This is a genomic window from Nocardiopsis tropica, assembly GCF_042660575.1.
GTDB classification, from domain to species: domain Bacteria; phylum Actinomycetota; class Actinomycetes; order Streptosporangiales; family Streptosporangiaceae; genus Nocardiopsis; species Nocardiopsis tropica.
Genome location: NZ_JBHSUF010000015.1, coordinates 128039 through 152836, shown reverse-complemented (window position 1 = coordinate 152836; position 24798 = coordinate 128039). Strand labels below are relative to the sequence as shown.

17 protein-coding genes are annotated in these 24798 nt (G+C 73.9%); 14 read left to right on the top strand and 3 right to left on the bottom strand.

The window, feature by feature from the left end:
• Positions 1 to 24 precede the first annotated feature (24 nt).
• From ACFQBR_RS23675 to ACFQBR_RS23635, 9 genes are all read left to right on the top strand, one after another.
• Positions 25 to 2670: an AAA family ATPase gene (locus ACFQBR_RS23675; protein ID WP_344184251.1), complete on the top strand. Its 2646-nt coding sequence runs from the start codon at positions 25 to 27 to the stop codon at positions 2668 to 2670.
• 32 nt (positions 2671 to 2702) lie between these two features.
• Positions 2703 to 6008 (top strand): YML083C domain-containing protein, encoded by a 3306-nt coding sequence (locus ACFQBR_RS23670; protein ID WP_378554435.1) that lies wholly within the window; start codon positions 2703 to 2705, stop codon positions 6006 to 6008.
• Positions 5899 to 6237 (top strand): YbaB/EbfC family nucleoid-associated protein, encoded by a 339-nt coding sequence (locus ACFQBR_RS23665; protein ID WP_378554433.1) that lies wholly within the window; start codon positions 5899 to 5901, stop codon positions 6235 to 6237. Before ACFQBR_RS23670 ends, ACFQBR_RS23665 begins: the two co-directional genes overlap by 110 nt.
• Positions 6238 to 6285: 48 nt before the next feature.
• A complete protein-coding gene (locus tag ACFQBR_RS23660; protein ID WP_344184250.1) occupies positions 6286 to 6645 on the top strand; it encodes a hypothetical protein in 360 nt (119 codons plus the stop codon).
• Positions 6646 to 6717: 72 nt separating this feature from the next.
• The gene (locus ACFQBR_RS23655) at positions 6718 to 8337 is read left to right on the top strand and encodes a hypothetical protein (protein WP_344184249.1); all 1620 of its coding nucleotides are present in this window, start codon (positions 6718 to 6720) and stop codon (positions 8335 to 8337) included.
• A gap of 66 nt (positions 8338 to 8403) precedes the next feature.
• Positions 8404 to 11715 (top strand): right-handed parallel beta-helix repeat-containing protein, encoded by a 3312-nt coding sequence (locus tag ACFQBR_RS23650; RefSeq protein ID WP_344184248.1) that lies wholly within the window; start codon positions 8404 to 8406, stop codon positions 11713 to 11715.
• Positions 11716 to 12022: 307 nt separating this feature from the next.
• The gene (locus ACFQBR_RS23645; protein ID WP_344184247.1) at positions 12023 to 12244 is read left to right on the top strand and encodes a hypervirulence associated TUDOR domain-containing protein; all 222 of its coding nucleotides are present in this window, start codon (positions 12023 to 12025) and stop codon (positions 12242 to 12244) included.
• A gap of 5 nt (positions 12245 to 12249) precedes the next feature.
• Positions 12250 to 12837, top strand: a complete 588-nt coding sequence (locus tag ACFQBR_RS23640; protein WP_344184246.1) for a DUF488 domain-containing protein — start codon at positions 12250 to 12252, stop codon at positions 12835 to 12837.
• Positions 12838 to 12885: 48 nt separating this feature from the next.
• Entirely contained in the window at positions 12886 to 13794 is a 909-nt protein-coding gene (locus ACFQBR_RS23635) for an aminoglycoside phosphotransferase family protein (protein WP_378554429.1), read from the top strand.
• 61 nt (positions 13795 to 13855) lie between these two features.
• On the opposite strand, the gene ACFQBR_RS23630 is transcribed toward ACFQBR_RS23635, so the two are convergent.
• From ACFQBR_RS23630 to ACFQBR_RS23620, 3 genes are all read right to left on the bottom strand, one after another.
• Positions 13856 to 15178: an MFS transporter gene (locus tag ACFQBR_RS23630; protein WP_344182564.1), complete on the bottom strand. Its 1323-nt coding sequence runs from the start codon at positions 15176 to 15178 to the stop codon at positions 13856 to 13858.
• A gap of 136 nt (positions 15179 to 15314) precedes the next feature.
• A complete protein-coding gene (locus ACFQBR_RS23625) occupies positions 15315 to 17039 on the bottom strand; it encodes an acyl-CoA synthetase (protein ID WP_344182566.1) in 1725 nt (574 codons plus the stop codon).
• A 50-nt stretch (positions 17040 to 17089) separates the two neighbouring features.
• A complete protein-coding gene (locus ACFQBR_RS23620) occupies positions 17090 to 17878 on the bottom strand; it encodes an enoyl-CoA hydratase/isomerase family protein (RefSeq protein WP_267945592.1) in 789 nt (262 codons plus the stop codon).
• A gap of 213 nt (positions 17879 to 18091) precedes the next feature.
• Here ACFQBR_RS23620 and ACFQBR_RS23615 point away from each other — a divergent pair, with 213 nt between their 5' ends.
• The 5 genes from ACFQBR_RS23615 to ACFQBR_RS23595 all read left to right on the top strand — a co-directional run bounded on the left by ACFQBR_RS23615 (position 18092) and on the right by ACFQBR_RS23595 (position 24757).
• A complete protein-coding gene (locus ACFQBR_RS23615) occupies positions 18092 to 19015 on the top strand; it encodes a LysR family transcriptional regulator (protein WP_344182570.1) in 924 nt (307 codons plus the stop codon).
• Between the two features lie 236 nt (positions 19016 to 19251).
• On the top strand, positions 19252 to 20193 hold the full coding sequence (locus ACFQBR_RS23610; protein WP_344182572.1) for an MBL fold metallo-hydrolase: 942 nt from the start codon (positions 19252 to 19254) through the stop codon (positions 20191 to 20193).
• A 174-nt stretch (positions 20194 to 20367) separates the two neighbouring features.
• Positions 20368 to 21687, top strand: coding sequence for a winged helix-turn-helix domain-containing protein (locus tag ACFQBR_RS23605; RefSeq protein WP_344182574.1), 1320 nt, complete (start codon positions 20368 to 20370; stop codon positions 21685 to 21687).
• Positions 21688 to 21849: 162 nt separating this feature from the next.
• Positions 21850 to 23787 (top strand): FAD/NAD(P)-binding protein, encoded by a 1938-nt coding sequence (locus tag ACFQBR_RS23600; protein ID WP_344182576.1) that lies wholly within the window; start codon positions 21850 to 21852, stop codon positions 23785 to 23787.
• A gap of 373 nt (positions 23788 to 24160) precedes the next feature.
• Positions 24161 to 24757, top strand: coding sequence for a GNAT family N-acetyltransferase (locus tag ACFQBR_RS23595; RefSeq protein WP_344182578.1), 597 nt, complete (start codon positions 24161 to 24163; stop codon positions 24755 to 24757).
• Positions 24758 to 24798: the final 41 nt, after the last annotated feature.

Below are 24798 nucleotides of genomic sequence, written 5' to 3'. Positions count from 1 at the left end.
TGTGGGCGGTGAGGAGGTCCTGACGTGGAGCCCCCCCTCTTCGACTTCCGTGCTGCCCTCTCCGGAGAGGAGCCGGACCCGGCCGAGACCGAGGAGGCCGCCCTCCTCGAGGAGCAGAGCACCACCACGAACCGGTCGGAATCCGCCCCGATCAGCGTGGACCTGACCAGCGGGCTGCTTCTGCTGAGACACGCAGGCTCCTCGGTCGAGGTGGACACCTCCACCCAGGAGGCCGTGCTCGACCCGGGCGACTCCAGGGTGAACATCGGCGACGACGGCGTGATGCTGTTCGGCGCGCAGCAGGCAGGGGACACCGCCTCCCCGCACGTGTTCCCAGGGCAGGACACCGAGCACGTCGTCGCCGTGTCCGCCCCCGCCGGGGACGTCTCCGGCGAAACGCTCCACACGGAGAGCCATTTCACACCGGTGATGCAGGGGACCCCGGCCCTTCCCCTCGAACCGACGATCGCCTCCGTCGGGGTGCCCGCCAACGCGGAGTCCGTCCCCGAGGGGGAGACGACCGCCCCTGAGTCCACCGTTCTCGCGGAGCCCTTCCAGCGGGCGGAGGCGACGGAGGCGCTGGCGCCGATGGAGCCCCAGTCCTTCGAGGCGATGACCCCGCAGCTGCCCGCGGAGCCGCTTCAGGAAGCCACCGCCCTCAGCGACGCCCCCCTGGAGACCCGCTCCGAGGTGGAGCGGGGAGAGCTGTACGAGTCGGAACGGGACCCGGCCGGGGAACCGATCACCGGTGTGGAGCCCATCTCCGCCGACGCCGACGACCCCGCCTTCGGCGAGAACGACTCCGAGATCCCCGGGGCGCCGGTCGTGACCCTGGACCCCGAGACGGCCGTCACCACCGTCGAGGCTGGCGAGCTGAAGTTCGTCCTGGACCCGGACACCAACACGATCAGCATCGAGCCCGGCGACCGGAACGTGCCCCTCGACCCCGAGGCGGCGCCGCTCACGGTCGAGACCGGGAACCTGGGTCTGACCATCGACCCGGCCGAGGGCACCGTCGAGATCGAGACGTCCCGCGCGAGCGAGGACGGGGAGTCTCTGCCGACCACGATCGAGGTCGGCGACCTGAAGCTCACCCTCGACCCCGAGACCGGCGAGGTGACCTTCGACCCCGGTGACGGGAATGTGGAGGTCGACCCCGAGACCGGCCTGATCACCATCTCCGAGAAGGACGAGGACGAAGAGGGGGAAGAGGGGGAAGAGGGGGAGGACCGGCCCGGCGGCGACGGACCCGGCGAGGAGGAGACCCCCGGCGGGGACCGGCCGGGAGGCGACGAGAGCGGTGACGGCCCCGACCGGCCGGGCGGCGACCGGCCCGGCGAGGACGAAGAGGGCGGGGACCGCCCCGGTCAGGACGAAGAAGGCGGGGACCGCCCCGGCGGCGACCGCCCCGGTCAGGACGAAGAAGGCGGGGACCGCCCCGGCGGCGACCGCCCCGGTCAGGACGAAGAAGGCGGGGACCGCCCCGGCGGCGACGGACCCGGCGAGGAGGACTTCCCCGAGCACGTGGAGAGCAACCGCCCCGGCGCGACCGACCCGGGCAGCGGGACACCCGGCGTTCCCGTGGGCGCCACCCCGCCTCCGGTGGTGGGCAACACTCCCGGCGAGCAGGAGACCCCCGGCGGGGACCGGCCGGGAGGCGACGGCACCGGCGAGGAGCCGGTGCCCCTGGAACCGGTCGAGGTGACCGAGCCCCCTGTCACGGAGACGGGCGACACCCCAGGCGAGCCGGAGGAAACGGCACCGGATGACACCCCCGACGAGAATCTGAGTCGTCTGGAACCGGGGCCGGGGCCGGGGAACGAAACGCCCGGTGATGACCCGATACCGACGGATCCGGCCCACATCACCGAGCCCCCCGTCGCGGTCACCTCCGACAGGCCCGAGGAGGACACCGAAGGCGAGGGCAGCGGGAACGGCGCCGGGGGCGAGGACGAGGAAGAGCAGCCCGGGGACGAAGAGGAAAACCCCGAAGACGAAGAATCCGAGGACGAAGAGGAGGAAGAAGGAGAAGGCGAGGGAGAAGAAGAGGAAGAGGAAGAAGAGGAAGAAGAGGAGGAAGAAGAGGAGGAGGAAGAGGAAGAAGAAGAGGAAGAAGGAGAAGGCGAGGGAGAAGAAGAGGAAGAGGAGGAAGAAGGAGAGGGAGAAGAAGAAGGAGAAGGAGGAGGAGGAGAGGGCGACACCGGCGGGACCAATGACACCAGAGGCGACAACGGTGACAAGGGCACCAAGATCGACCTCCAACGGATCAAGGATTTCCGCTCCCAGATCGTGTCCCCCCTCCAGGACGAGATCGCCTATCTGGTCACCGACTTCTCCGTGTACGGAGGCGAAGGCAGTTACCAGAGGCTCGGGAACCCCTCCATCCTCACGGAGGCCGGAACCCTCGGCTCGAAGATCGACTCCTCGCTGAACAGCATCTACCAGTTCCTCGACGGCTTGCAGACGGAGCTGGTCCAGATCGAGGACAGGCTCTCGGAGAACCTCATCGTCTTCGCCGACCTCGAGGACGAGCAGAGCCTCACCGCCCAGGAGATCTTCAACCTGATGTACCCGAGCCAGAGCAGTTCGGGCGGCGGTGGCGGCGGCGGTGGCGGTGGCGGCGGCGGCGGGAACGACCAGGACACGGACGAGGACAGTAGCGAGGCCTAGCCCCGAGGCGCGATCCATAGAAGGAGGGGAACATGCCGCCGGAAAGAGAACTGGAAGACCTTCCGGACCAACCACTGCACGAGCTCATGAACATCTTCGCCGACAGCGACGAGGGGGGCTCCTATCCGCCGATGGTCGGCATCGACACGGTCACCAAGGACCCCTGGGTCGCCGACGGGCGCTACCACTTCCACGAGAACACCAACCCCTTCACCGGTTTCTCCTGGAATTACGGCGGCCACGAGATGGACCGCTGGTGGAGCTACCGGGACTACTACACGGCCTACATGTCGACGCCCAGCGGTTACGGCTACTCCTACGAGACCTACGGCATCGACTACGCGGGCTACACGATGCAGAGGCACCTGTGGGGTGAGAAGACCCTCAGCGATGGCAAGGAGAGCCTGCACGAGGAGGGAGCCCCCCCGCAGGACACGTTCCGCCAACAGCTGAGCAACCTGGCCCACGTCGCCGACTACGAGGCGAACAAGCTGGTGTCCACCAGCTGGGACCTCAGGCGGCTGCAGAACACCATCGACGACCTGAACAACCTGCGCGACAAGCTGGCCCCCTACATCGACGGGGAGGGGGGCGGCAGCCTGAACAAGCTCTGGAAGGAGATCGACACCCCCGACGGGCCCATGCAGGGCTCGGCCGCGGCGGCGTACCAGTACCGCCTCAAGGACCTGGCGTACCGGATGACCGTGGTCTACGACAAGATCCCCGATTACACGAAGCAGCTGGGGGATCTCAGGGAGAGCCTGAAGCCCGGTACCAGCGGGCTCGCCAAGGCGGTGCGCGAAGCCCTCGAAGGCACGGGCGGCACCGTCCAGGGCGTCCTCGACACCTGGTATTTCCACACCTCCGCGGGGACGGAGACGTTCAACCCGGAGCGGGACCAGTTCCAGGTCCTGATCAACAACGGGCCGCCCGGCGGGGAGCCGGTGATGGGCATCCCCGGCGACCAGGCCACCCAGGACAACATCAACAACACGCTGTACCAGAGGTTCCGGGACCACTACAAGGGGGTCTACGAGACCGTCAACGAACTGCGCGACAACATGGCGCTCTACTACAAGAGCGTCAACGACGTCCTGCCGCGCATCGAGGTTCCCACCTCGCTCCCGACGGAGACGCCGACGGGCCCCGGCCCCGGTCCCGGTCCCGGTGGCGGAGGCGGCCCCGAGAACCCGTTCGACGATTGGGAGATCGACAACCCGTTCGACGACTGGGAGATCGACAACCCCTTCAGCGGCTGGGACGAGGAGGACATGCCAGGTCCTCCGCCTCCCCCGCCGCCACCGCCGCCGCCTCCCCCGCAGCTCCCGTACAACGGCCCCGGCACCGGCGGCGACGGCCCCGGGAACAACGAGATCCTGCCGCCGCCCCCGCCGCCCCCGAACGACCTCGGCCTCAACGGCCCCGGCCAGGGCGGCCCCGAGGGTCTCGGCGGCCCGCCGCCGTTCACACCGGACCTGGGCCTCAACGGCCCCGGCAACGGCGGACCCGAGGGGATCGGCGGTCCCGAGGGGGCCGGCGGCCCCGTCACGCTCCCCCCGCCTCCTCCGAACCTCGGCCTCAACGGCCCCGGCTTCGGCCAGGGGGGCGACAACGGTCCCCTCATGCCCCCGCCCCCGCCGCCCCCGAACGACCTCGGCCTCAACGGCCCCGGCCAGGGCGGCGGCAGCGACCCCGGCATGAACGGGCCCTTCATCCCCCCGCCCCCGCCCCCGAACCTCGGGCTCAACGGCCCGGGAAGCGGCCGCGGCGGTCCGGCAGGCTACAACGGCTCCCTGGAGCGCGATCCGGCGACAGGGCTCCCGCTCAACCCCGAGACCGGCGAGCCCTACCCCATCGACCCCGAGAGCGGCCTGCCCTTCAACCCCGACACCGGCCTGCCCATCAACTTCGATCCCCAGACCGGGCAGGTCCTGCCCATCGACCCCGTCACCGGAGAACCGCTCCCCATCGGGGAGACCGGGAGCTCCCTGGAGTTCGACCCGGCGACAGGGCTCCCGCTCAACCCCGAGACCGGCGAGCCCTACCCCATCGACCCCGAGACCGGTCGGCCCTTCAACCCCGACACCGGCCTGCCCATCAACTTCGTCCCCCAGACCGGGCAGGTCCTGCCCATCGACCCCGTCACCGGAGAACCGCTCCCCGTCGACCCCGTCACCGGACAGCCGCTCCCCATCGGGGAGACCGGGAGCTCCCTGGAGTTCGACCCGGCGACAGGGCTCCCGCTCAACCCCGAGACCGGCGAGCCCTTCCCCGTGGACCCCGGAACCGGCCTGCCGTACAACCCCGACACCGGCCTGCCCATCAACTACGACTCCGAGACCGGGCAGGTCCTGCCCATCGACACCGTCACCGGACAACCGGTCGGCATCGACCCGTCGACCGGGCTGCCGACCGACTACGACTTCAACGTGCCCGCTCCCCCGCCCGACCTCGGGCTCAACGGCCCCGGCACCTCCAACGACGACGACTACGTGCTGCAGCCTCCACCGCCGCCGGCGGACCTGGGGCTCAACGGCCCCGGCACCGGGGAGGACGTACCGATCAACCCGGTCACCGGCGAGCCCTACGTCATCGACCCGCTCACCGGCCAGCCCTACCCGATCGACCCCGAGACCGGGGAGCCGATCACGGACAGCGGCGGCATCCCGGAAGGACCGATCCCGGAGATCCTGCCGCCGCCGCTGGCGCCCGACGACATCGGCCTCAACTACGGCGGCCTCGAACCCAGCCCCTACTCCAGTGACGGCCCGGGCTCGCCTGACAGCTCCGACCGCTCCTCGTTGTTCGCCAACCCCGACGGCACGCAGTACACGGCGGGCGGCCCCAACGGGGCCTCCGGCGGACAGGGCACCGCAGGCGGCCTCGGCGGGCTCGGCGGCGCGGGAGGGCTGAACGGCCAGCCCGGCGCCGGGGGCGCGGGTGCGGGTACAGGCGCCGGCGGCATGGGGGGCATGGGCGGCATGCCGATGATGCCCCCCATGATGGGCGGCGGCATGGGCGGCGGTGGCGGTGGCGGTGACAACAACCGCGACCGGCAGCGCTCCACCTGGCTCTCCGAGGACGAGAAGGTCTGGGGCACCACGGCCGACGCGCAGAGATCCGCACTGGGACGCCCCGTCCCCGGCCAGAACAAGAAGGGAACACCCCGGCATGAGTTCACAGATGCAACGCCAGATGGAAGAGGAACTGGCACAGCTTCACAAGACGATGGACCGGCTGGTGGACGCAAGCGCAAGCCTGGAGGCGGCAACCGAAGAGGTCGTGGCGAAGAACAGGCTCGTGGGAGCGAAGGTGGACGCGACGGGGGAACTGGTTGAGCTGAAGTTCCACACCCAGGCCTACCGGGACATGGCCCCCACCGAGCTGGCCGCCGCCATCACCGAGGTGGTCAACAAGGCGCGGAGCCAGATGGCCGAGCGTGTCACGGAGGCCTACAGCCCCTTCATGCCGGACGTGGCGGGCGCCCAGGAGATCATGAACGGCGACCTCGACCCGCTCAAGCTGCTCGACCGCCTGGGCATCCCCTCCGACGACCCGAGGCAGTAGGCGTTCCACGCCGCACCCGCGGCTGAGGACCGAGAAGAGGAGACGGACATGACGGACCGCGGCGACGGCTTCTTCGCCGATCTCGACGGCATGGCCAGGAACAGCTGGAGCGTCAACGACGCGGCCGAGTACGCCCAAGAGACCCAGCAGTGGCTGAACAGCGAACTGGCTTCCCTGGAGGACCCCACCATCTGGGGCAAGGGCGACAAGTTCGCCAACGACATGGACAAGTCGCTGGGGGTGCTCAGGACCTCCATCGAGGAGTACATGGGCTTCGTGGTCATCGCGGCGCAGGACACGAGCGCCATCCTGGGCGGCACCAAGGAGAAGTTCGGCCGTACGGAAGAGGACAATGTGAACCACGTCCCGGACGTCAACACCCCGGGCGGTCCCGGAGGACGCCGGTGACCCCCGACCCCACCCCCACCTCCCCGGGCGGCCGTTCCCGCGGCCGCCCGGGGCCCCCGAGAAGGAGTTCCGATGTCTGAGAGTGCGCAGGCGCGCGGCGCGGCGGAGGGCCGTCCCACACCGGAGTCCGAGTTCCGGACGGCGCTCTCCGGTGGAGCCGACGGCACGGTCTCCGGCGGGGCCGCGGGCTCCGCGGCGCACATCGCGCCCGCTCCCCCGACCGGGGCCGCCGAGGGGGCGGCCGAGGCCGTTCCCGCTCCCCGGATCACCGGCGCCCTGCACGAACCGGCCGCCCCCCAGGCCCCGGAGGTGGCCCTGGACCGTCCGGGCAAGCCCGCCCTGGCGGGCGCCGCCATCGCGGGTCTGCTCCTGGTCGCCGCACCCTTCGCCATGACGGCGGGTGTGCCCGGGGTGACCCTGGAGGCGACGCCGCTCGCCTCGGACGCCGGCGGCGCCGGCGGCCCGTCCTCGGGCACCGCCGAGGCGGGCGGCTCGGGCGGCGGTGGGTCCGGAGCCGCTCCGGCGGACACGGGCGCCGCGGCCGTGCCCCAACAGGGCGCCGCGCCCCAGGAGACCGGTTACGTCCCCGAGGTGAGCGGGGACGGAGCCGCGGCCCCGACGATGCCCGACCCGGGCGCCGGCGCCACCGGCGGGGAGAACCCCGTGGAGACCGCCCCCGCCGCGCGGGAGAACCCGGGCGCGTCCGGAGCCCAGGAGGCCGGGAACGGGGCGGGCGAGACGACCGCCGCCGGGGAGCCCGGGGCCGGGGGCGCCGCGGCCGAAGGCGGTGGCACGGCCGCCGGTCCCCCCGCCGGCGAGGAAGCCGCGGACGGCACGGCCGGGGAGGACGCGGCGACCGGAGGCGACGAGGGCGCCGGGACCTCCGGGGAGGGTGAGACCGACGGGGCGGCCGGAGAGGGCGCCGGCAACGGCGACACCGGTACCGGGGACACCGGCACCGGCCCGGCGACGGAGCAGATGAACGCCCCCCTCGCCGACACCACCGGAACCGGCGACACCGCCCGGGAGGGCGGGGCCGCCGGAAGCGGCGACACGGCGAACGGCGGGTCGGCGTCCGCCGACGCCCCGGTCGCCGACCCGCCGCCCTCGGAGGGCGGGGGCTCCGTCCTGGAGAACTCCGTCGCGATGACGGGGGGCTCGGAACCGGAGCCCTTCCTCGCCGTCGCGGGGCCCGGCTGCCAGGACTCCCCCGGCTCCTCCTACGCGAACGAGGGGCGCTGGGACAGCGCCGAGGGCACCGCCAGCTGGGCCACACGGCCCGGCGGGTACTCTCAGGAGGGCTGCGACGGCGGCTACGAGGCGCTTCCCGTCTCGGGCGACCCGGAGCAGGGCAACGGCCAGTACGCCACCTGGACGTTCACCCCGGGGGAGGCCGGGGTCGCGTGCGAGCTCTACGTCCATGTGCCCGACGACGAGAGCCCGCTGTGGATATCCCCCGGGGAGGCGCGCTACCAGCTCTTCTCCGGCCCCTCGGCCGAGGGGTCGCCCGTGGCGGTCTTCGGGATCGACCAGGCGGGGATCCGGGGCGGATGGGTCCAGGTGACCGGGTTCACCTCTCCCACGGAGGAGTTCACCGTCAAGCTCACCAACGCGGGGGCCGACGCCCTCGCGGACCAGGAGCACAGCAGCTCGCACGTGGCCGCCTCGGCCGTGCGCGCGTCCTGCTCCTGACCCGCCTCCGGCGGGGCGGCCCCCGCCGCCCCGCCACCTCCCCTCCCCCGATCTAGGAAGACACCGATGACCAGGCAGCTCCTCACCGTCGACGCCGGCGCCCAGGACGGGCACGCGACGATCACCGAGGCGGTCGAGGCCGCCGCCAGCGGTGCCCTCATCACCATCGCCCCCGGCCGCTACGAGGAGAGCCTCGTCCTGCGCGACGTGGTCACCCTGATGGCCCGCGACGGCCTGGGCAGCGTCGAGATCACCACCGGCTCCGGCTGCGCCGTGGTCTCGGGCGCCGAGGCGGTCAAGCTGTCCGGGCTGGTCCTGCGCGGCCGCCACGCCGACTACCCCGCGGTGGACATCCCCCTCGGGCAGCTGGAGATGGCCGACTGCGAGGTGGAGGGGGCGTCCTGGACCGCGGTGTCGGTGCGCGGCGACGGCGCGCTCGCCATGCGCGACAGCCGCGTCACGTGCTCGGCGGGCGCGGGGGTGGTGATCACCTCCTCCGGGCCGAGCGTCATCGAGGACTGCGTGGTCGAGGAGGTCGACACCAGCGCCGTGGTCATCGGCGAGCAGGCGCGCCCCACGATCCGCTCCTGCGTGCTTCGCGACGCCGGGGGCAATGGCGTGTTCGCCAGCGGACAGTCCGGGGGCACGATCCGGGACTGCGAGATCTCGGGGACCAAGAAGCCCGCGGTGGCGCTGGAGGAGGGCTCCGCCGCGTCGCTGCTGGGCACACGCGTGCACGACACCGAGGGCGACGGACTGGTCGTGTCCAGCCGTTCACGCCCGGTCGTGGAGGACTGCGTGTTCGAGGACGTGGGCGGGCGCGGCGTCGTCGTGCACAACGGCGCGGACCCGCAGGTGGCGCGGGTGCGCGTGGTGCGCGCCAAGAACGTGGCGATCCACCTGTCGGGGCGGGCGCGCGGCACCTTCACCGACTGCGAGGTGGAGGAGTCGGGCGGCGACGCCGTGCAGGCCGCGGAGCGGGCCTCCACCGCCTTCCTCGGCCTGGTCGTACGCGGCGGGCAGGGGCTGAGCCTGCGCGGCGACAGCGTCGTGGAGTTCGACCGCGGCCTGGTCAGCGGGACCGCCGGCCCCGGCGTGGTGGTCGAGGGGTGCGCCCCCTTCATGCGCGGGACCGCGATCAACAACACCCGGGGACAGGGCGTGGTGTTCGGCAAGGGCGGGCGCGGACGCCTGGAGGACGTGACGCTGGACCGCACCGGCAAGAGCGCCGTGTCCGTGGAGGAGGGCGGGGCGCCCCTGCTGACCGGTGTGCAGATCTCCGGGAGCCGCGACGCCGGGATCTCGGTGGGCGCGGACGGCTCCGCCGACGTGCGCGACTGCGACGTGTCGGAGTGCACGGGCGACGGTATCGCCGTGCGGGCCGGCGGCCGGGCGACGGTGCTGCGCACCCGGGTGTACAACGGCCGCCGCAACGGCGTGCTGGTGGCAGCGAAGGCGAGCGCCACACTGCGCAGGTGCGAGGTGTTCGGCAACGGCGCCGACGGCATCCTCGTGCACTCCGCCGAGGACGTGGTGGTGGAGGACTGCTCGGTGCGCGACAACGGCCGCTCCGGTCTGCGCCAGACCGTCGCCAGCCAGAGCATGCGCACGGAGGAGCTGCTCAGCCGCGGCAACGGGGCGCCGGACGCGTTCGGCGACCTGGCGGGCGCACCCGTCCCGATGCCGGAGGCCCCCGCCCCCGTGCAGGAGGACGAGGACTCCGAGGAGGTCGGCCCCCTCAAGGAGCTGGACGCGCTGGTGGGCCTGGCCGGGGTCAAGCACGAGGTCAAGACGCTCGTCACCCGCAACCAGATGGCCCAGCGCAGGGCCGAGATGGGTCTGCCCACGCCGCCCATGAGCCGCCACCTGGTCTTCGGCGGCGCCCCCGGCACGGGCAAGACCACGGTGGCGCGGCTGTACGGGCAGATCCTCGCCGAACTGGACGTCCTGCGCTACGGGCACGTGGTGGAGGTCGCCCGCGCCGACCTGGTGTCGCAGTACGTGGGCGGCACGGCGATCAAGACCACCGAGGTGTTCGAGCGGGCCAAGGGCGGCGTGCTGTTCGTCGACGAGGCCTACACGCTGGCGAGCGGCAGCGAGGGCGGTAGCGGCGGCGGCCCCGACTTCGGCCGTGAGGCCATCGACACCCTGGTCAAGCTCATGGAGGACCACCGCGACGAGGTCGTGGTGATCGTCGCCGGCTACACCGAGCAGATGCAGAGCTTCCTCGACACCAACCCCGGCCTGGCCTCCCGGTTCAGCCGGACCATCGAGTTCACCAACTACGCGGCCGAGGAGCTGACGGAGATCGTGCGCAACATGTGCGTCTCCCACAGCTACCGGATGGCGGAGGAGACCGAGGCGGCCCTGCTCGCCCACTTCGAGCGGGTGCCCAAGGGCCCGGCGTTCGGCAACGGCCGCGAGGCCCGCAAGCTCTTCGAGGAGATGATCGACCGCCAGGCGTACCGGCTGGGCGGGACCATCCCCGACAGCCCCGACTCGCTCACGCTCCTGCTGCCCGAGGACCTCGGGGATGCGGCCGAGGAGGAGCAGCTCGGCGGCACGGCGGACGGGATCGCGGCCCTGCGCGAGGAACTGGACGCCATGGTCGGCCTGGCGAGCGTCAAGGAGACCGTCAACGACCTGGCCAACCTGCTGCTGATGTCGCAGCAGCGGCGCGCCATGGGGCTCCAGGTGGCGCCGATGAGCCACCACCTGGTGTTCGCCGGTCCCCCCGGTACCGGTAAGACGACCGTGGCCCGCCTGTACGGCAAGCTCCTGCACGCCCTCGGGGTGCTGCGCGGCGACCACGTGGTGGAGGCGGCACGCTCGGACCTGGTGGGGCGCTACGTCGGGCACACCGCCCAGCTGACCGCCGAGGTGTTCGAGCGGGCCAAGGGCGGCGTGCTGTTCGTCGACGAGGCCTACTCGCTGGCGCCGCGCGGATCGGGCAACGACTTCGGCCAGGAGGCCATCGACACCCTGGTCAAGCTCATGGAGGACCACCGCGACGAGGCGGTGGTCATCGTCGCCGGGTACACCAACGAGATGCAGCGCTTCCTCGACTCCAACCCCGGTCTGGCCTCCCGGTTCAACCACCAGGTGGAGTTCCCCGACTACAGCGACGACGAGCTGGTCACCATCGTCCAGCGCATGGCGAAGGGCTCGGGGTACACCTGCGGCGAGGCGACGACGGCGGCCCTGCACGAGCACTTCTCGGGGGTGGTCCGCGACGTGAACTTCGGCAACGCCCGCTACGCGCGCCAGGTGCTGGAGCGGATGATCACCCGGCAGGCGGGCCGCCTGGTCAACGGCGTCCAGAACGCCACCATGGAGGACTTCACCACCCTGCTGCCCGAGGACATCCCGGCCCGCTGAGGCCGTCGGCCCCGCGGGCGGTGCGTCCCGGGCGGCAGGACGGCCCGGAGGCCCCTTCCCGGAGGGGCCGGGCACGGACCGACCGTGGCCGGGCGCGCCCCCGCCGACCTCCGCGCAACCGCTCCGGCGCCCGGCCCCCGCCCGCGTCCACCGGGCGCCGCCCGGTGGACGGGGAGACCCGGGACCGAACCGGGGAGCGAGGCGTCTTCCCCGGCGGTGGGCCCCGCGGCGTGCCCCGCCCGCATACCCCGGGGTCGTCCGGGGTATGTCGGGGGTCCGTCCCGCCACGACCGGAGGAGGGTGCGCGATGACACGCCGTTTCGACGTCGGCGACCATGTGAGCTGGAACTCCGAGGCCGGACGGGTGTCCGGCACGATCACCAGGGTCCACACCGGCGACTTCACGTTCCGGGGCCGTACGCGCCGCGCGTCCGAGGACGATCCGCAGTACGAGATCGAGAGCGACAGGACCGGCCGCACGGCGGCGCACAAGGACGAAGCCCTGACCCGGACGTCCGGCGGCGGCTAGCCGCGATGACGCCGCCGTTCCTCACCGTGGGCCACTCCGACCGCACGTTCGAGGAGTTCGCCGCCCTGTTGGAGGAGGCCGCCGTGGAGACGGTGGTCGACGTGCGCAGGCTTCCGGGCTCCCGCCGCAACCCGCAGTTCGACGAGGAGGCGCTCTCCACGGCCCTGAGCGCTCTCGGCGTGCGCTACGAGCGCGTCGCGGAGCTCGGCGGCCGGCGCCCCGTCGCCGGGGGCGTGCCCCCCCAGGTCAACGGGCTCTGGCGCAACCGCGGCTTCCACAACTACGCCGACCACGGGCTCTCGGCCGAGTTCGGGGCGGGGCTCGCCCGGTTGCGCGCGGCGGGCACGGCCCACCGCGCCGCCGTGATGTGCGCGGAGGCGGTGTGGTGGCGGTGCCACCGGCGCATCATCGCCGACCACCTCCTCGCCCACGGCCACGAGGTCCTCCACATCATGGGCGGCCACCGCGTGGACGCCGCCCGGCTCACCCCGGGGGCCGTCGTGCGCACCGACCGCGTCGTCACCTATCCGGCACGGCCCTCGGACGAGCACGGCCCCGGGTCCGCCCCGACGGGCGCGTCCCCCCGGGGGTGACGCAGCCCGCCCCCGGGCGGGCCGGGCCCGTGGGCTACATTTCTGGCCATGACGCACCCCCCTCTCGGCCTCACCGCGGAGTTCGTCCGGGACCTGTTGCGCGAGCAGCACCCCGACCTGGCCGACCGTCCCCTGTACTCGGGCACGCGGGGCGCGGGCAACCAGATGTGGCGGCTCGGGGACGACCTCGCCGTGCGGCTGCCGTGGACGCCGCGTTCCGCGGAGGCGCTGGTGCGGGGGGAGCTCGCCTGGCTGCCCTCCCTGGCGCCGTGCCTTCCGCTGCCGGTCCCGGTCCCGTTGCGCCTGGGCATGCCCGGTGCGCGGTTCCAGCGCCCCTGGGCCGTGACCACCTGGGTGCCGGGCACGCCCGCGGACCGCGCCCCGGTCACGGACGCCGCCCGTGCCGCCGAGGACCTGGCGGCCTTCCTGACGGCCCTGCACCGGCCCGCGCCCGAGGACGCCCCCGTGAACCGCAAGAGCCGGCGCCCCCTGGCCGGCCACGCAGAGCAGTTCGCCGAACAGTTCGCCTCGGCCACAGCCCAGGGGCTGGTCGAGGACCCGGAGGCGGTGCGCGCGGTCTGGGAGGACGCGGTCGCCGCGCCCCGCTGGCAGGGGCCGGCGCTGTGGCTGCACGCCGACCTGCACCCGGCCAACGTCCTGACCCGCGACGGCGCGTTGTGCGGGGTGATCGACTTCGGCGACCTGTGCGCGGGCGACCCGGCCTGCGACCTGGCCGCCGCCTGGATCCTGCTGCCGGACGGCGGACTCGACCGCTTCCACCGGGCCTACCGCCCGGCCTCGGACCCCGCGACCCTGCGCCGTGCCCGCGGCTGGGCGGTGCTGTGCGCCCTCGGCGGCGTGCTCGTCGGCGAGGCCGGCGTCCGCGGACGCCCCGGCGGCCACGACACCTGGGGGCCGCCGGCCCGGGCCGCGCTGCGCCGCCTCGCCCGGGGCTGAGGAGGGCGGTCGGCGGCACGGGCCCTCGTGGACCGGCGCCGCCGACCGGGCGGCGCTCCCGTCAGCGCAGCGTGGTGCGGGTGAGCGAGAGATCCTTGGTCTCCCTCACCAGGGTCAGCACCACCAGGAGGCTGATCGCGGCCACCCCGACCAGGTAGAACGCCGGCGTGAGAGCGCTGCCGGTGCTGCTGACCAGCCAGGTCGCCACGAACGGCGCGGTGCCGCCGAACAGCACGTACGCGGCGGTGTAGCCGACCGCCGAGCCGCTGGCCCGCAGCTGAGCGGGGAACATCTCCACCATCATCGGCACGTTGGACGTGCCGATCACGGCGACGAGCACGGCCAGGACCGAGGTCCCCACCAGCGCCCCGGCCAGCCCGGTCGACATCAGCTGGAACGCGGGGTAGGTCAGCAGGACGAACCCCCCGCAGGCGACCATCAGCATGGGCCGCCTGCCGAAGCGGTCGCTGGCCGTGGCCATCAGCGGGCACGCCGCCGTGTACGCGAGCATCGCGACGACGCTGGTCATGAGCGCCTGGGTCTTGGTGTAGTCCAGCGACTCCGACATGTAGCTGATCATGTACGAGCTCATGAAGTAGTAGCCGACCGCGTTCGTGATGCTGTAGCCGAACAGCGTGAACATCTGGCGCCCGGAGACCCGGAAGGCCTGCCGCAGCGGGCTCTTCGTGGTGTTCTCCTGCGCGGCCATCTCGCGGAAGACCGGGGTGTCGTCCAGGCGGGAGCGCAGGTACAGGCCGATGGCTCCGAGCGGGCCCGCGATCAGGAACGGGATCCGCCAGCCCCACGACATCAGGGCCTCCTCGCTGAGGGTGCCTGTGAGCAGCACGCCCACGCCGGAGCCGACCACCGCGGCCACGCCGACGGTGACGGGGACGGCGCTGGCGTACCGGGCGCGGCGGCCCTCGGGGGCGTACTCCATGATGAAGGACGAGGCGCCCGTGTACTCGCCGCCGGTGGAGAAGCCCTGGACCGTGCGCATGAGCAGGAGCAGCAGCGGGGCGCCGAGGCCGATCGCCGCGTAGGTGGGCAGCAGGCCGATCCCGAGGGTGGCGCCGCTCATGCACAGCACGCTCAGCGCGAGGGCGCGGTTGCGGCCGATGCGGTCGCCGTAGTGGCCGAAGAACAGGGCGCCGATCGGCCTCGCGACGAACCCCGCCGCGAAAATCGCCCAGGTCGCCAGCAGCGCGGCGGCGGGGTCGTAGTTGGGGAAGAACAGCACCGCGATGGTGGCCGACATGACGGCGTAGGCGCCGGAGTCGAACCACTCCACGAAGTTGCCGATGGCGGTGGCCACGGTGACGCGGCGGCGGACGCCGCCCATGTCCCGGGGTGGCGTCGCGGGGGCTTCCTGATCGTTCAGCACCGTACCCGAACTCCTCTTTCTCACTGCCCGGGCCTGGCCCGGGATCGATGTTAGGGGGGACAAGAGACGGGGCGGCCCGCCGGGGTGGCCTGGCGCGGCCGGGTGCGGCGGCGGGGGCCGCCGCCGCACCGGTCTCTCAGACCGTGTCGCGTCGTCGCAGCTCGGCGCGCTGGACCTTGCCGGTCGCGGAACGGGGGAGGCGTTCCGCGAAGGCGATCAGGCGCGGGTAGGCGAAGCGCGAGTGGTGTTCGCGGGCGAAGGCGCGGATCTCGTCGGCGAGGTCGTCGCCGGGGCGGTACCCGTCGGCGAGTTCGATCCACGCCTTGACGACCTGTCCGCGCAGCGGGTCGGGCAGGCCGACCACGCCCGCGTCGGCGACCGCCGGGTGCTCGCGCAGGGCGGCCTCGACCTCGTAGGGGCCCACCCGGTATCCGGAGGTCTTGATGACGTCGTCGGTGCGGCCCAGGAACCAGTAGTAGCCGTCGGCGTCGCGGGTGGCCTGGTCCTTGGTGCGGTACCAGTCGCCGCCGAAGCTCTCGGCGGAGGCGTCGGGCCTCCTCCAGTAGCCGAGGGGGAACTGGGGGTTGCTGCGCGCGCGGAGGCAGATCTCCCCCGGCTCGCCCTCGGGCACCTCGTTGCCGTCGGCGTCCAGGAGCGCGACCTCCCACCCGGGGAGCGGGCGCCCCACCGAACCGGGCTTGACCGGCACACCGGGCAGGTTGCCCAGCAGCGGGTAGGACTCGGTGGACCCGTAGTAGTCGAGCGGGGTCACCCCGAACTGCTCGCGGAACCAGGCGATGAGGTCGGTGGTGAGGGGCTCGTTGGAGCAGCACACCACGCGCAGTGCCTGGGGGTGGCGCCGCCCGGCGTCGGGGACGTCGGCGCGGAGCTTGCGCAGCAGGGTGGGGTTGACCAGGGCGGTGGTGACCCGGTTGCGGGACATGGCGGCGAGCAGGCCCTCGGGGTCGAAGCCCGCCCGGGGGCGGTAGACCAGGTGGGTGGCCCCGACGCGCAGCGGACCCATGAGCTTGGCCATGGACCACGCCCAGTCGCCCGCGCCGTAGAACACGTCGCCGGGGCGCAGGTCGTGGCAGTACCGGAACTCGTTGTGCCCGAGGAGGGTGCGGTGGGCGTGCACGATGCCCTTGGCGGGGCCCGTGGTGCCGGAGGTGTAGAAGATGAGGGCGGGGTCGTCGGCGGCGGTGTCGGCCGCCTCGTACCGGGGCTCGCACGCGGCGATCGCGGGGTCGTCCACGTCCACGATCCGCACGTCGGCCGGGGACGGCGCGCCGCCGGCCCCCTCACCGCCGAGGGAGGCGACCGCCGCGACCGCGTCGGCGGCCCGCCCCAGGGAGGCGTTCTCGGTGATGAGGACGGTGCTGCCGGAGTCGGCGAGCCGGTAGGCGATGGGGGCGTCGGCCCACAGCGGGGACATGGTGACCAGGACGGCGCCGGTGCGCAGGACGCCCAGGTAGGCGGCGGGGGTGTCGGGCCGCTGGGGCAGCAGCACGGCCACCCGGTCGCCCTTGCGCACGCCCAGGGCGTGCAGGTGGGCGGCGACGCGGGCCGCCCGGTCGCGGATCCGGTCCCAGGTGACCTCCTCCCGGTGGCCGGTGTGGTCCTCGAAGACGAGGGCGACGCGGTCGCCGGGGTGGTGGTCGGCGACGTCGACCGCCATGTTGTAGCGCTCGGGCGCCTCCCAGTCCTGCTCCTCGCACAGGAGCCGGTAGAGGCGGTCCCCCTCGGCGAGCGCCTCCGGGGTGGGTGCGGCCGGGGACTGGGCGGGGTCCGGGACGGCGGTGCCCGGGGCCGCGGCCCCGGCTCCGGAGTGCGTGCCGTCCTCGGTTCCGGTGGTGGTCATCGGGTGGTCTCCCCTGTTTCCTGCTGTGGCGTCGGTGGTGGAGCTGCGGTTCAGCGGCGCTTGGCCAGGAACCGCTCCATCTCCCGCTGGGGCTCGCCGCTGGCGTAGGCCTGGGCGTGGACCCTCTTGGCCGCGGTGATGGAGTCGGTCAGCGCCTCGTCGTCGATCTCGCGCAGGCGGGCCTTGGTGAGGGCGACGGCGCCGGGGGGCAGGGAGGCGAGGGAGTCCGCGAGGGCGAGTGCGGCGGGGAGCACCTCGTCCCGCCCGGGGACGAGCCGGGTGAGCAGGCCGAGACGGTGGGCCTCGTCCCCGTCGACCAGCTCGCCGGTGAGGGTGAACTCGATGGTGCGGGCCTTGCCGAGGATGTCCCACATGGCCCAGATGCCGGTGACGCTGGGGATGCCGGAGCGGACCTCGGGCTGGCCCATGCGCACGCCGGGGTGGCCGACGCGCAGGTCCGCGAGGAGCGCGAACTGGAACCCGGAGCCGGCGGCGACGCCGTTGACCGCCGCGATGGTGGGCTTGTCGATGCCGCGCAGGGCCCTGTAGAGCAGGTCGAAGTCGTCGATCCACGCCTCGGCGGCGGCGTGGTCGGCCGGGTCGATGTCCCGGGTCTCGGCCAGGTCCTGGCCCGCGCAGAAGGCGGCGCCGGCGCCGGTCAGCACGACGGCGCGGCAGTCGGCGTCGGCGCCCGCCTCCTCGAACAGCCCGACCAGGCGGGTGCGCATGGCGCCGGTCCACGCGTTGAGCTTGTCGGGGCGGTTGAGGGTGATGACGGTGGCGTGGCCCTCGGCGAGGGGTTCGCGGTGCGCCAGGACGAGGTCGTCGTTCGGTGACATGCCGATGCCTTTCACGAGTTCACAAGCAGGGGAGCGGCGGACGGGGTCGCGTACGCCGGAGGATCGGGCGGAGCCGGTGCTCCCCGGTGGCCCCCGGGCGAACCCGGGCCCTCCGCCCTATGAACGACATCACAACAGCTCACCGCCGCCGGCGTCCAACACCAGTTGGGACCTCCCGCGATATCGCAGTGATATGACCGGTAGGGTCCCCGCATGGAACTGCGCCACCTGCGCTACTTCACGGTGCTCGCCGAGGAGCTGCACTTCGGCCGGGCCGCCGCCCGGCTGCACATGGCCCAGCCGCCGCTGTCCCAGCGCATCCGCGACCTGGAGCGCGAACTGGGCGTGCGGTTGTTCGACCGCGGCCGCAACCAGGTGCGGTTGACCGAGGCCGGGGCCCTGCTGCTGGAGCACGCCCGGCCGGTGCTGGAGAGCACCGAGTCGGCCCTGGAGGCCATGCGCCGCATCCGCCCCGGGGAGAGCGGGATCCTGCGTGCGGGGATCCCGCCGGACACCATGCCCGCCACGCTGCGCACCCTGGTCGCGGAGCTGGCGCGCAACGCCCCCGACGTGCTGGTGGACCTGCACGAACTCACCACGGACGAGCAGCTGCGGGCGCTGCGCGAGGGCGACCTGGACGTCGGGGTGGTGCGCCACCCCTCCGACACCACGGGACTGGAGTCGGGCCCGGTGGCCCACCGGGCCCTGGGGGTCCTGCTGCCCGCCGAGCACCCGCTGGCGGGGGGCGGGCCGGTGCGGCTGCGCGACCTCAACGGGATGCCGCTGGTGGTCTTCCCCCGGGCGATGGCGCCGATGCTCTACGACCAGGTCATGTCCGCGTGCAGCTCGGAGGGGTTCCGCCCCGGGGCGATCCGGCACGCCCGCAACCCGCTGTTCGTCAACGGCCTGGTCATGGCCGGGAGGGGCGTGCACTTCAACGAGAGGCCCCTGGGCGGGCTCCCCGAGGGCCTGGTGTGGTCACCCCTGGAGGGGAACCCGCTGGCCTGGCGCACGTCGGTGGTGTGGCCGCCCCGGCGGCGCCACGCGAGCGTGGCGGTCTTCGTGGCCGCCGCGACGGCGGGCCTGGAGGCCGCCGGGCACGTGGTCCAGCCCCACCCCGGGCCGGGACCGGACTAGCGGACCGCCCCGAAGCGCCGCGGGCGCGATGCGAGACCCCGCCCGCCCCCGATGATCTTGTACTTATCGACGGTCTCGGCGCCGAACCTCGCTACAAGTACAAGATCATCGCAGGTGGGCGCCGTGCGCCCCGGAACCGGCCGCGTCCGGGACCGGACTCCCCGTCACCGGCCGCCGCCCGCCGGCGGTAACCTGCTCCCCCGACCGCACGCACGTTCCGTGAGGAGACCACCACCATGGGCTCGAACGCACCGGCCGGCCCCGAGGCCGCGGCCCTGACCGAGATCGTCGAGGGCGTGTACGCGTGGGTCCAGCCCGATGGCACCTGGTGGGTGAACAACGCGGGCGCGGTCGCCGGCGAGGACGGCCTCCTGGTGGTCGACACCTGCGCCACCGAGGCCCGCACCAGCCGCTTCCTCGGCGCCCTGGCACGCGCCACCGGCGGCGCCCCCGTGCGGTGGGCGGTCAACACCCACCAGCACGGGGACCACGCCTACGGCAACAGCCTGCTGCCCGACTCCACCGCGCTCATCGGGCAGGCCGCCATGCGCGAGGCCCTGCTCCACGACCCGTTCTTCGACGCCTGCCCGCCGTTCTGGTCCCCCTCCCCCGACTGGGGCGGGGTCAGCAGGCGCGCCCCGTCGATCGTGCTCGACCGGGGGCTGACCGTGTACACCGGCCGGCGGCGCGTGGACCTGCTCCACCCCGGGTACACCGCGCACACCCCCGGCGACGTCGTGGCGTGGCTGCCGGAGGAGCGGGTGCTGTACACCGGTGACCTGGTGTTCCACGGCCTCACCCCGCTCGTGTTCATGGGCTCGCTGGAGGGCGCGCTGCGCTCCCTGGAGTGGCTGCACGCCTTCGCGCCCGACCACGTGGTCCCCGGACACGGGCCGCTGTTCGGCGCCGCCGAGCTCGACGCGGTGCTGGGCGCCCACGAGCGCTACTACCGGTTCGTCCTGGAGACCGCGCGTGCCGGGGTGGCCCGAGGGCACACTCCGCTGGAGACCGCCCTCGCCTGCGACCTGGGCGAGTTCCGCGACTGGGACGACGCCGAGCGCATCGCCCTGAACCTGCACCGCGCCCACGCCGACCTCACCGGCACCGCCATGGACCTCACGGCGGCGCTGTCCGACGCCGTCGAGTGGAACGGCGGACCGCTCCCCACCCGGCTCTGACGCGGTCACCGGGACCGGCGCGACAGGAACCGCCCCGCCCCCTCCCGGAGCCCGTACAGCGCGCCGACCGCCCTCCCGGCCCCAAAACGTCGTCGGCGCGCGGTTCACTGGCGGGGACGCGGCGCCTCACGAGGCGCCCGTCCCGCCCTCCACCCCCTCTCCCCAGGAGCCTCCGTGCGCCCCCTCGACCTGGACCGCCGCACCGTCCGCCGCCTCGCGATCACCCGCCAGAGGCTGGCCGGTCCCCGGCCCGCCGCCGACGCCGACGGGCTGCGCGAGGTCCTGCGCGCGCTGCGCTGCCTCCAGCTGGACCCCGTCGCGGTGGTCGCCCGGAGCCACCTGCTGGTCCTGTGGAGCAGGGTGGGCCGGTTCGACGGGGCCGACCTCGACGCCCTCCTGTGGGACGAGCGCTGGCTGTTCGAGTACTGGGCCCACGCGGCGTCGATCGTGCTGACCGAGGACTACGCACTGCACCGGGGGCTGATGCGCCGCTACCCGAGGGGCGTCTCCGCCTACGGACGGCGGCTGGTCGCCTGGGTCGAGGCCAACGCGGAACTGCGCGAGCACGTCCTCCAGCGGCTGGAGGACAAGGGGCCCCTGCCCGTCGGCGGGTTCGAGGACCGCTCCGCGCTGCCCTGGGAGTCGGGCGGATGGACGAAGGGGCGCAACGTCGAGCGCATGCTCGACCTGCTGTGGACCCAGGGACGGGTGATGGTGGCGGGCCGGGAGGGCGGCAAGCGCCTGTGGGACCTGGCCGAACGGTGCCTGCCCGAGCGCACCGACCGGACCGAGCTGCCGGACGCGGACATCGTGTCGCTCTCGGCCGAGCACGCCCTGCGGGCCCTGGGCGCCGGACGCGCGAGGGACGTCGCGAACCACTTCGTCCGCGACCGGTACGACGGGCTGCCGGAGGCGCTCGAACGGCTGGTGGCGGACGGCCGGGCGGTGCGGGCCCGGGTCGAGGGCGCCGACCCGGGAGAGCCGTGGTTCGTGCACGCGGACGTCCTCCCGCTGCTGGAGACCGTGGGCGGGGAGGCGTGGGGGCCCAGGACCGTGCTGCTGTCCCCGTTCGACAACCTGCTCTGCGACCGCGAGCGGACCGAGCTGCTGTGGGGCTTCCGCTTCCGCACCGAGATGTACGTGCCCAAGGCGCGCAGGGAGTTCGGCTACTACGTCCTGCCGGTCCTGCACGGCGACCGGCTGGTGGGCAGGATCGCGCCGAGGTTCGACCGGCGGCGCGGCGTCCTGGACCTGGAGAACGTGTACGCCGAGCCCGGCGCGGCCGGGGTCCGGGCGGCGGGCCCGGACGCCGGGGCCGCCCCGTCCCCGGACCCGGCCTCCGCCGAGGAGGTCGCGGACGCCGCGGAGGGTGTCGCGGGCGCGGTCGCCGACCTGGCCGGGTTCCTGGGGGCGCGCGAGGTGGTCTGCTCGGGCGCGGTGCCCGCGCCCTGGCGGGAGGCGCTGCGCCGGGTCGAGGCGGCGCCCGTCCCCTGAGGCCGCCCGCTCGGAGCGCTCCGCCACGACCCCTGACCTCCCCGGTCGCGCCCGTCCCCTGGGGCCCACCCGCCCCTCGCGTAGCGGTTCCGCTCCCGGACCGCGAACAATCCTTCTTTTCCGATATTTACTACCTATTTAGTATGCATTAGCCTCATGGGGGTGACCACCACAGCGCTCCCCCGGCGTCCGCTCCGTATCGCGCTCGTCGGCGCGGGCCCCAGGGCCACCTCCCTCCTCGAACGGATCACCGCCAACGTCCACGAACTCCTCCCCGACACGATGCTCGAGGTTTGCGTCGTAGACCCTCACCCGCCCGGCGGCGGCCGGATCTGGCGGCGCGCGCAGTCGCCCCGGCTGTGGATGAACACCACGGCGAACGACTGCACGATGTTCACCGACGCGTCGGTGGTGTGCTCCGGGCCCGTCGTCCCCGGACCGACGCTGACCGAGTGGGCCGAGGACCTCGCTGCGGGACGCCTGCACAGGCCGCCCGGGTTCACGGCCGACGCGGCCGACCTCGCCGAGGCCCGCCGGGTCCATCCCGGCTGGTTCGCCACCCGCAGGTTCCAGAGCCGGTACCTGTCCTGGGTCTTCCACCACGTGGCCGAGCGGGCCCCGGGGAGGGTGGCCGTCCGCTCCGTGGCCGCACGGGTGGTGGACCTGCGCGACCTGGCCGACGGGCGCCAGCGCCTGTTCCTCGACCGCCCGCCGTATCCGGTCCCGGACCGCACCGCCGGCACGGGCCGCCCGCCGGCTCCCGGGAACACCCTGGACGCGGACGCCGTCGTCCTGGCGCAGGGCTCCGCCGGCACCGGCCCCACCGAGGAGGAGCGCGAGCTCGCCCGGCACGCCGCCGCGCACGGCCTCGCCCACATACCGACCGCCTCCACCGCCGACATCTCCCTCGACGCGGTCCCGCCCGGCGAACCCGCGCTGGTGCGCGGCATGGGACTGGCGTTCGTGGACACCGTCGTGCTGCTGACCTCCGGGAGGGGCGGCGTCTTCCGCAGGGACCCGGACGGGACCCTGCGCTACTCCCCCTCCGGCTCCGAGCCCGTCCTCCACGCCGGATCGCGGCGCGGGGTGCCCTACCATTCCAAGATCCGCTACCACCTGCCCGGGGCGCGCCCCGAACTGCCGAGGCACGTGAGCGCGCGGGCCCTGGACGCACTCGGCCCCGACCCCCTCGACCTCCGGGAGGACGTGTGGCCGCTCGTCGTGCGGGAGCTGGCCCACGCCCACTACCGGGAACTGGCGCTGTCGCACCCCGAGCGGCTGGACGTCCGCGCGGAGGAGTTCGTCCGGCGGCTGGACTCCCTGGACTGGTCGGGGGCCCAGCTCAAGGAACTGGTCTCCGAGGCGGTGCGCGAGGACGGGGACCGGTTCGACGCCGGGCGGATCGACCGGCCGCTGGCGGGACTCAGGTTCGCCGACCACGACGCGCTCGGCGCGTGGCTGGACGGTTACATCGGCGCCGACCTCGAACGGCGGCGCGACCAGCGGTACAGCATGGACCTGGCGGTCTTCTTCGCGCTGCTGTCGGTGTTCACGGTGATCTCCGAGGCGATCGGCTCCGGACGGATCTCCCAGGAGTCCGCGGCGCGGGACCTGCCCCGGTTCACCGGGTTCTTCAGCTACCTGGCCAGCGGGCCGCCCGGCCCCCGGCTGGAGGAGCTCCTGGCGCTGGCCCGGGCGGGGGTCCTGCGGTTCGTCGGCGCCGACATGGAGGTGGACACCCCCGAGGGCCGTTTCCTTGCCAGGTCCTCCAGCACGGACGCGACGGTCGGGGCCTCCGTCCTCCTGGAGGCCAGGCTGCCCGAACCCTCGCTGTCCCGGACGACCGACCCGCTGCTGCTGGCCCTGCTCCAGCGCGGGGAGATCCGCGAGCGGCCCGGCACCGGGCTCGTCGACGCCGACCCGGCCGACCAGCGGCTGCGCGGCGCCGACGGGACGCCGCACCCGGCCCGGTTCGGCGCGGGCGCGCTGGTCGCCGGCGGCGTGGGAGCGGGCGGGTTCTCCCGTCCGCGCACCAACGCCGGGTTCTTCCGGCAGAACGACGCGATCGCCCGTGCCGTCCTGGGCGGCCTGCGCCCGTGAGGGGGCGGGCGGCGGTCCCGTCCCCTGAGGCCCGTCCGCTCGGAGCCGCTCCGCCACGCCCCACGCCCGCCCCGACCGCGCCCGTCCCGTGAGGCCCGCCCCTCGCGTCGCGGTTCCGTCCGGGTCCGGGAGTTCCGGGGAGCCCGGGCCGGCTCCCTCCCGGAACGGCCCGCCACCGGTCCTCCCCGGTCCCTCACCCCAGACCGGTATCCGACACAGGCCGGAGGTTTACGTTGTAGATTCCTTTTGTCCGGCAGCGGTCGGCCCCGGCGCCCACGGAACCCGGTTGACGCGGACGGCCCCGGAGGGGGAGGCTCCGTCACGGCAGGCGCCCGCCGGCCGCCCCGGAGGGGCCGCGGACAGGAGGTCGGACATGGCGGACGCGCGACCGGCGGAGGACCCGCCCCGCCCGTCGGAGGGGCCCGGCTCCGGAGGGCGTGCCCCCGCACCGTGGTCCCCGCCCGCGCCGGAGGAGATCACGACCGCGCGGATGGTGCTGGAACCCCTCACGCCGGACCACGCGGGCCCGATGCTCCCCGTGCTGGCCGATCCGGCGCTGTACGCGTTCACCGGCGGGGAACCGCCGACCGCGGACGGCCTCCGGCGCCGCTACGAGCTCCAGTCGGCCGGGCGGTCCCCCGGCGGGGAGGAGTCGTGGTTCAACTGGATCCTGTGCACCCGCGACGGGAGCGGCCCTGCGGGGTTCGTGCAGGCCACCGTGGTGCTCGGGGCGCCGGGCCCGGCTGCGGACCTGGCGTGGGCGGTCGGCGTCCCCCACCAGGGGCGGGGCCTGGCCGCCGAGGCGGCCCTCGGGATGCGCGACTGGCTGTCCGCCCGCGGCGTCCGCCGGTTCGGGGCGTGGGTCCACCCCCGCCACGGAGCCTCGGCGGGGGTGGCGCGACGGCTGGGCATGGCCCCGGCCCCGCGCCGGGACGCCGACGGCGAGGTGCGGTGGGAGTCGGGGGGCTGAGACGCCGCGGCCCCGCGCTCCCCCGGCGGCCCCGCACGGGG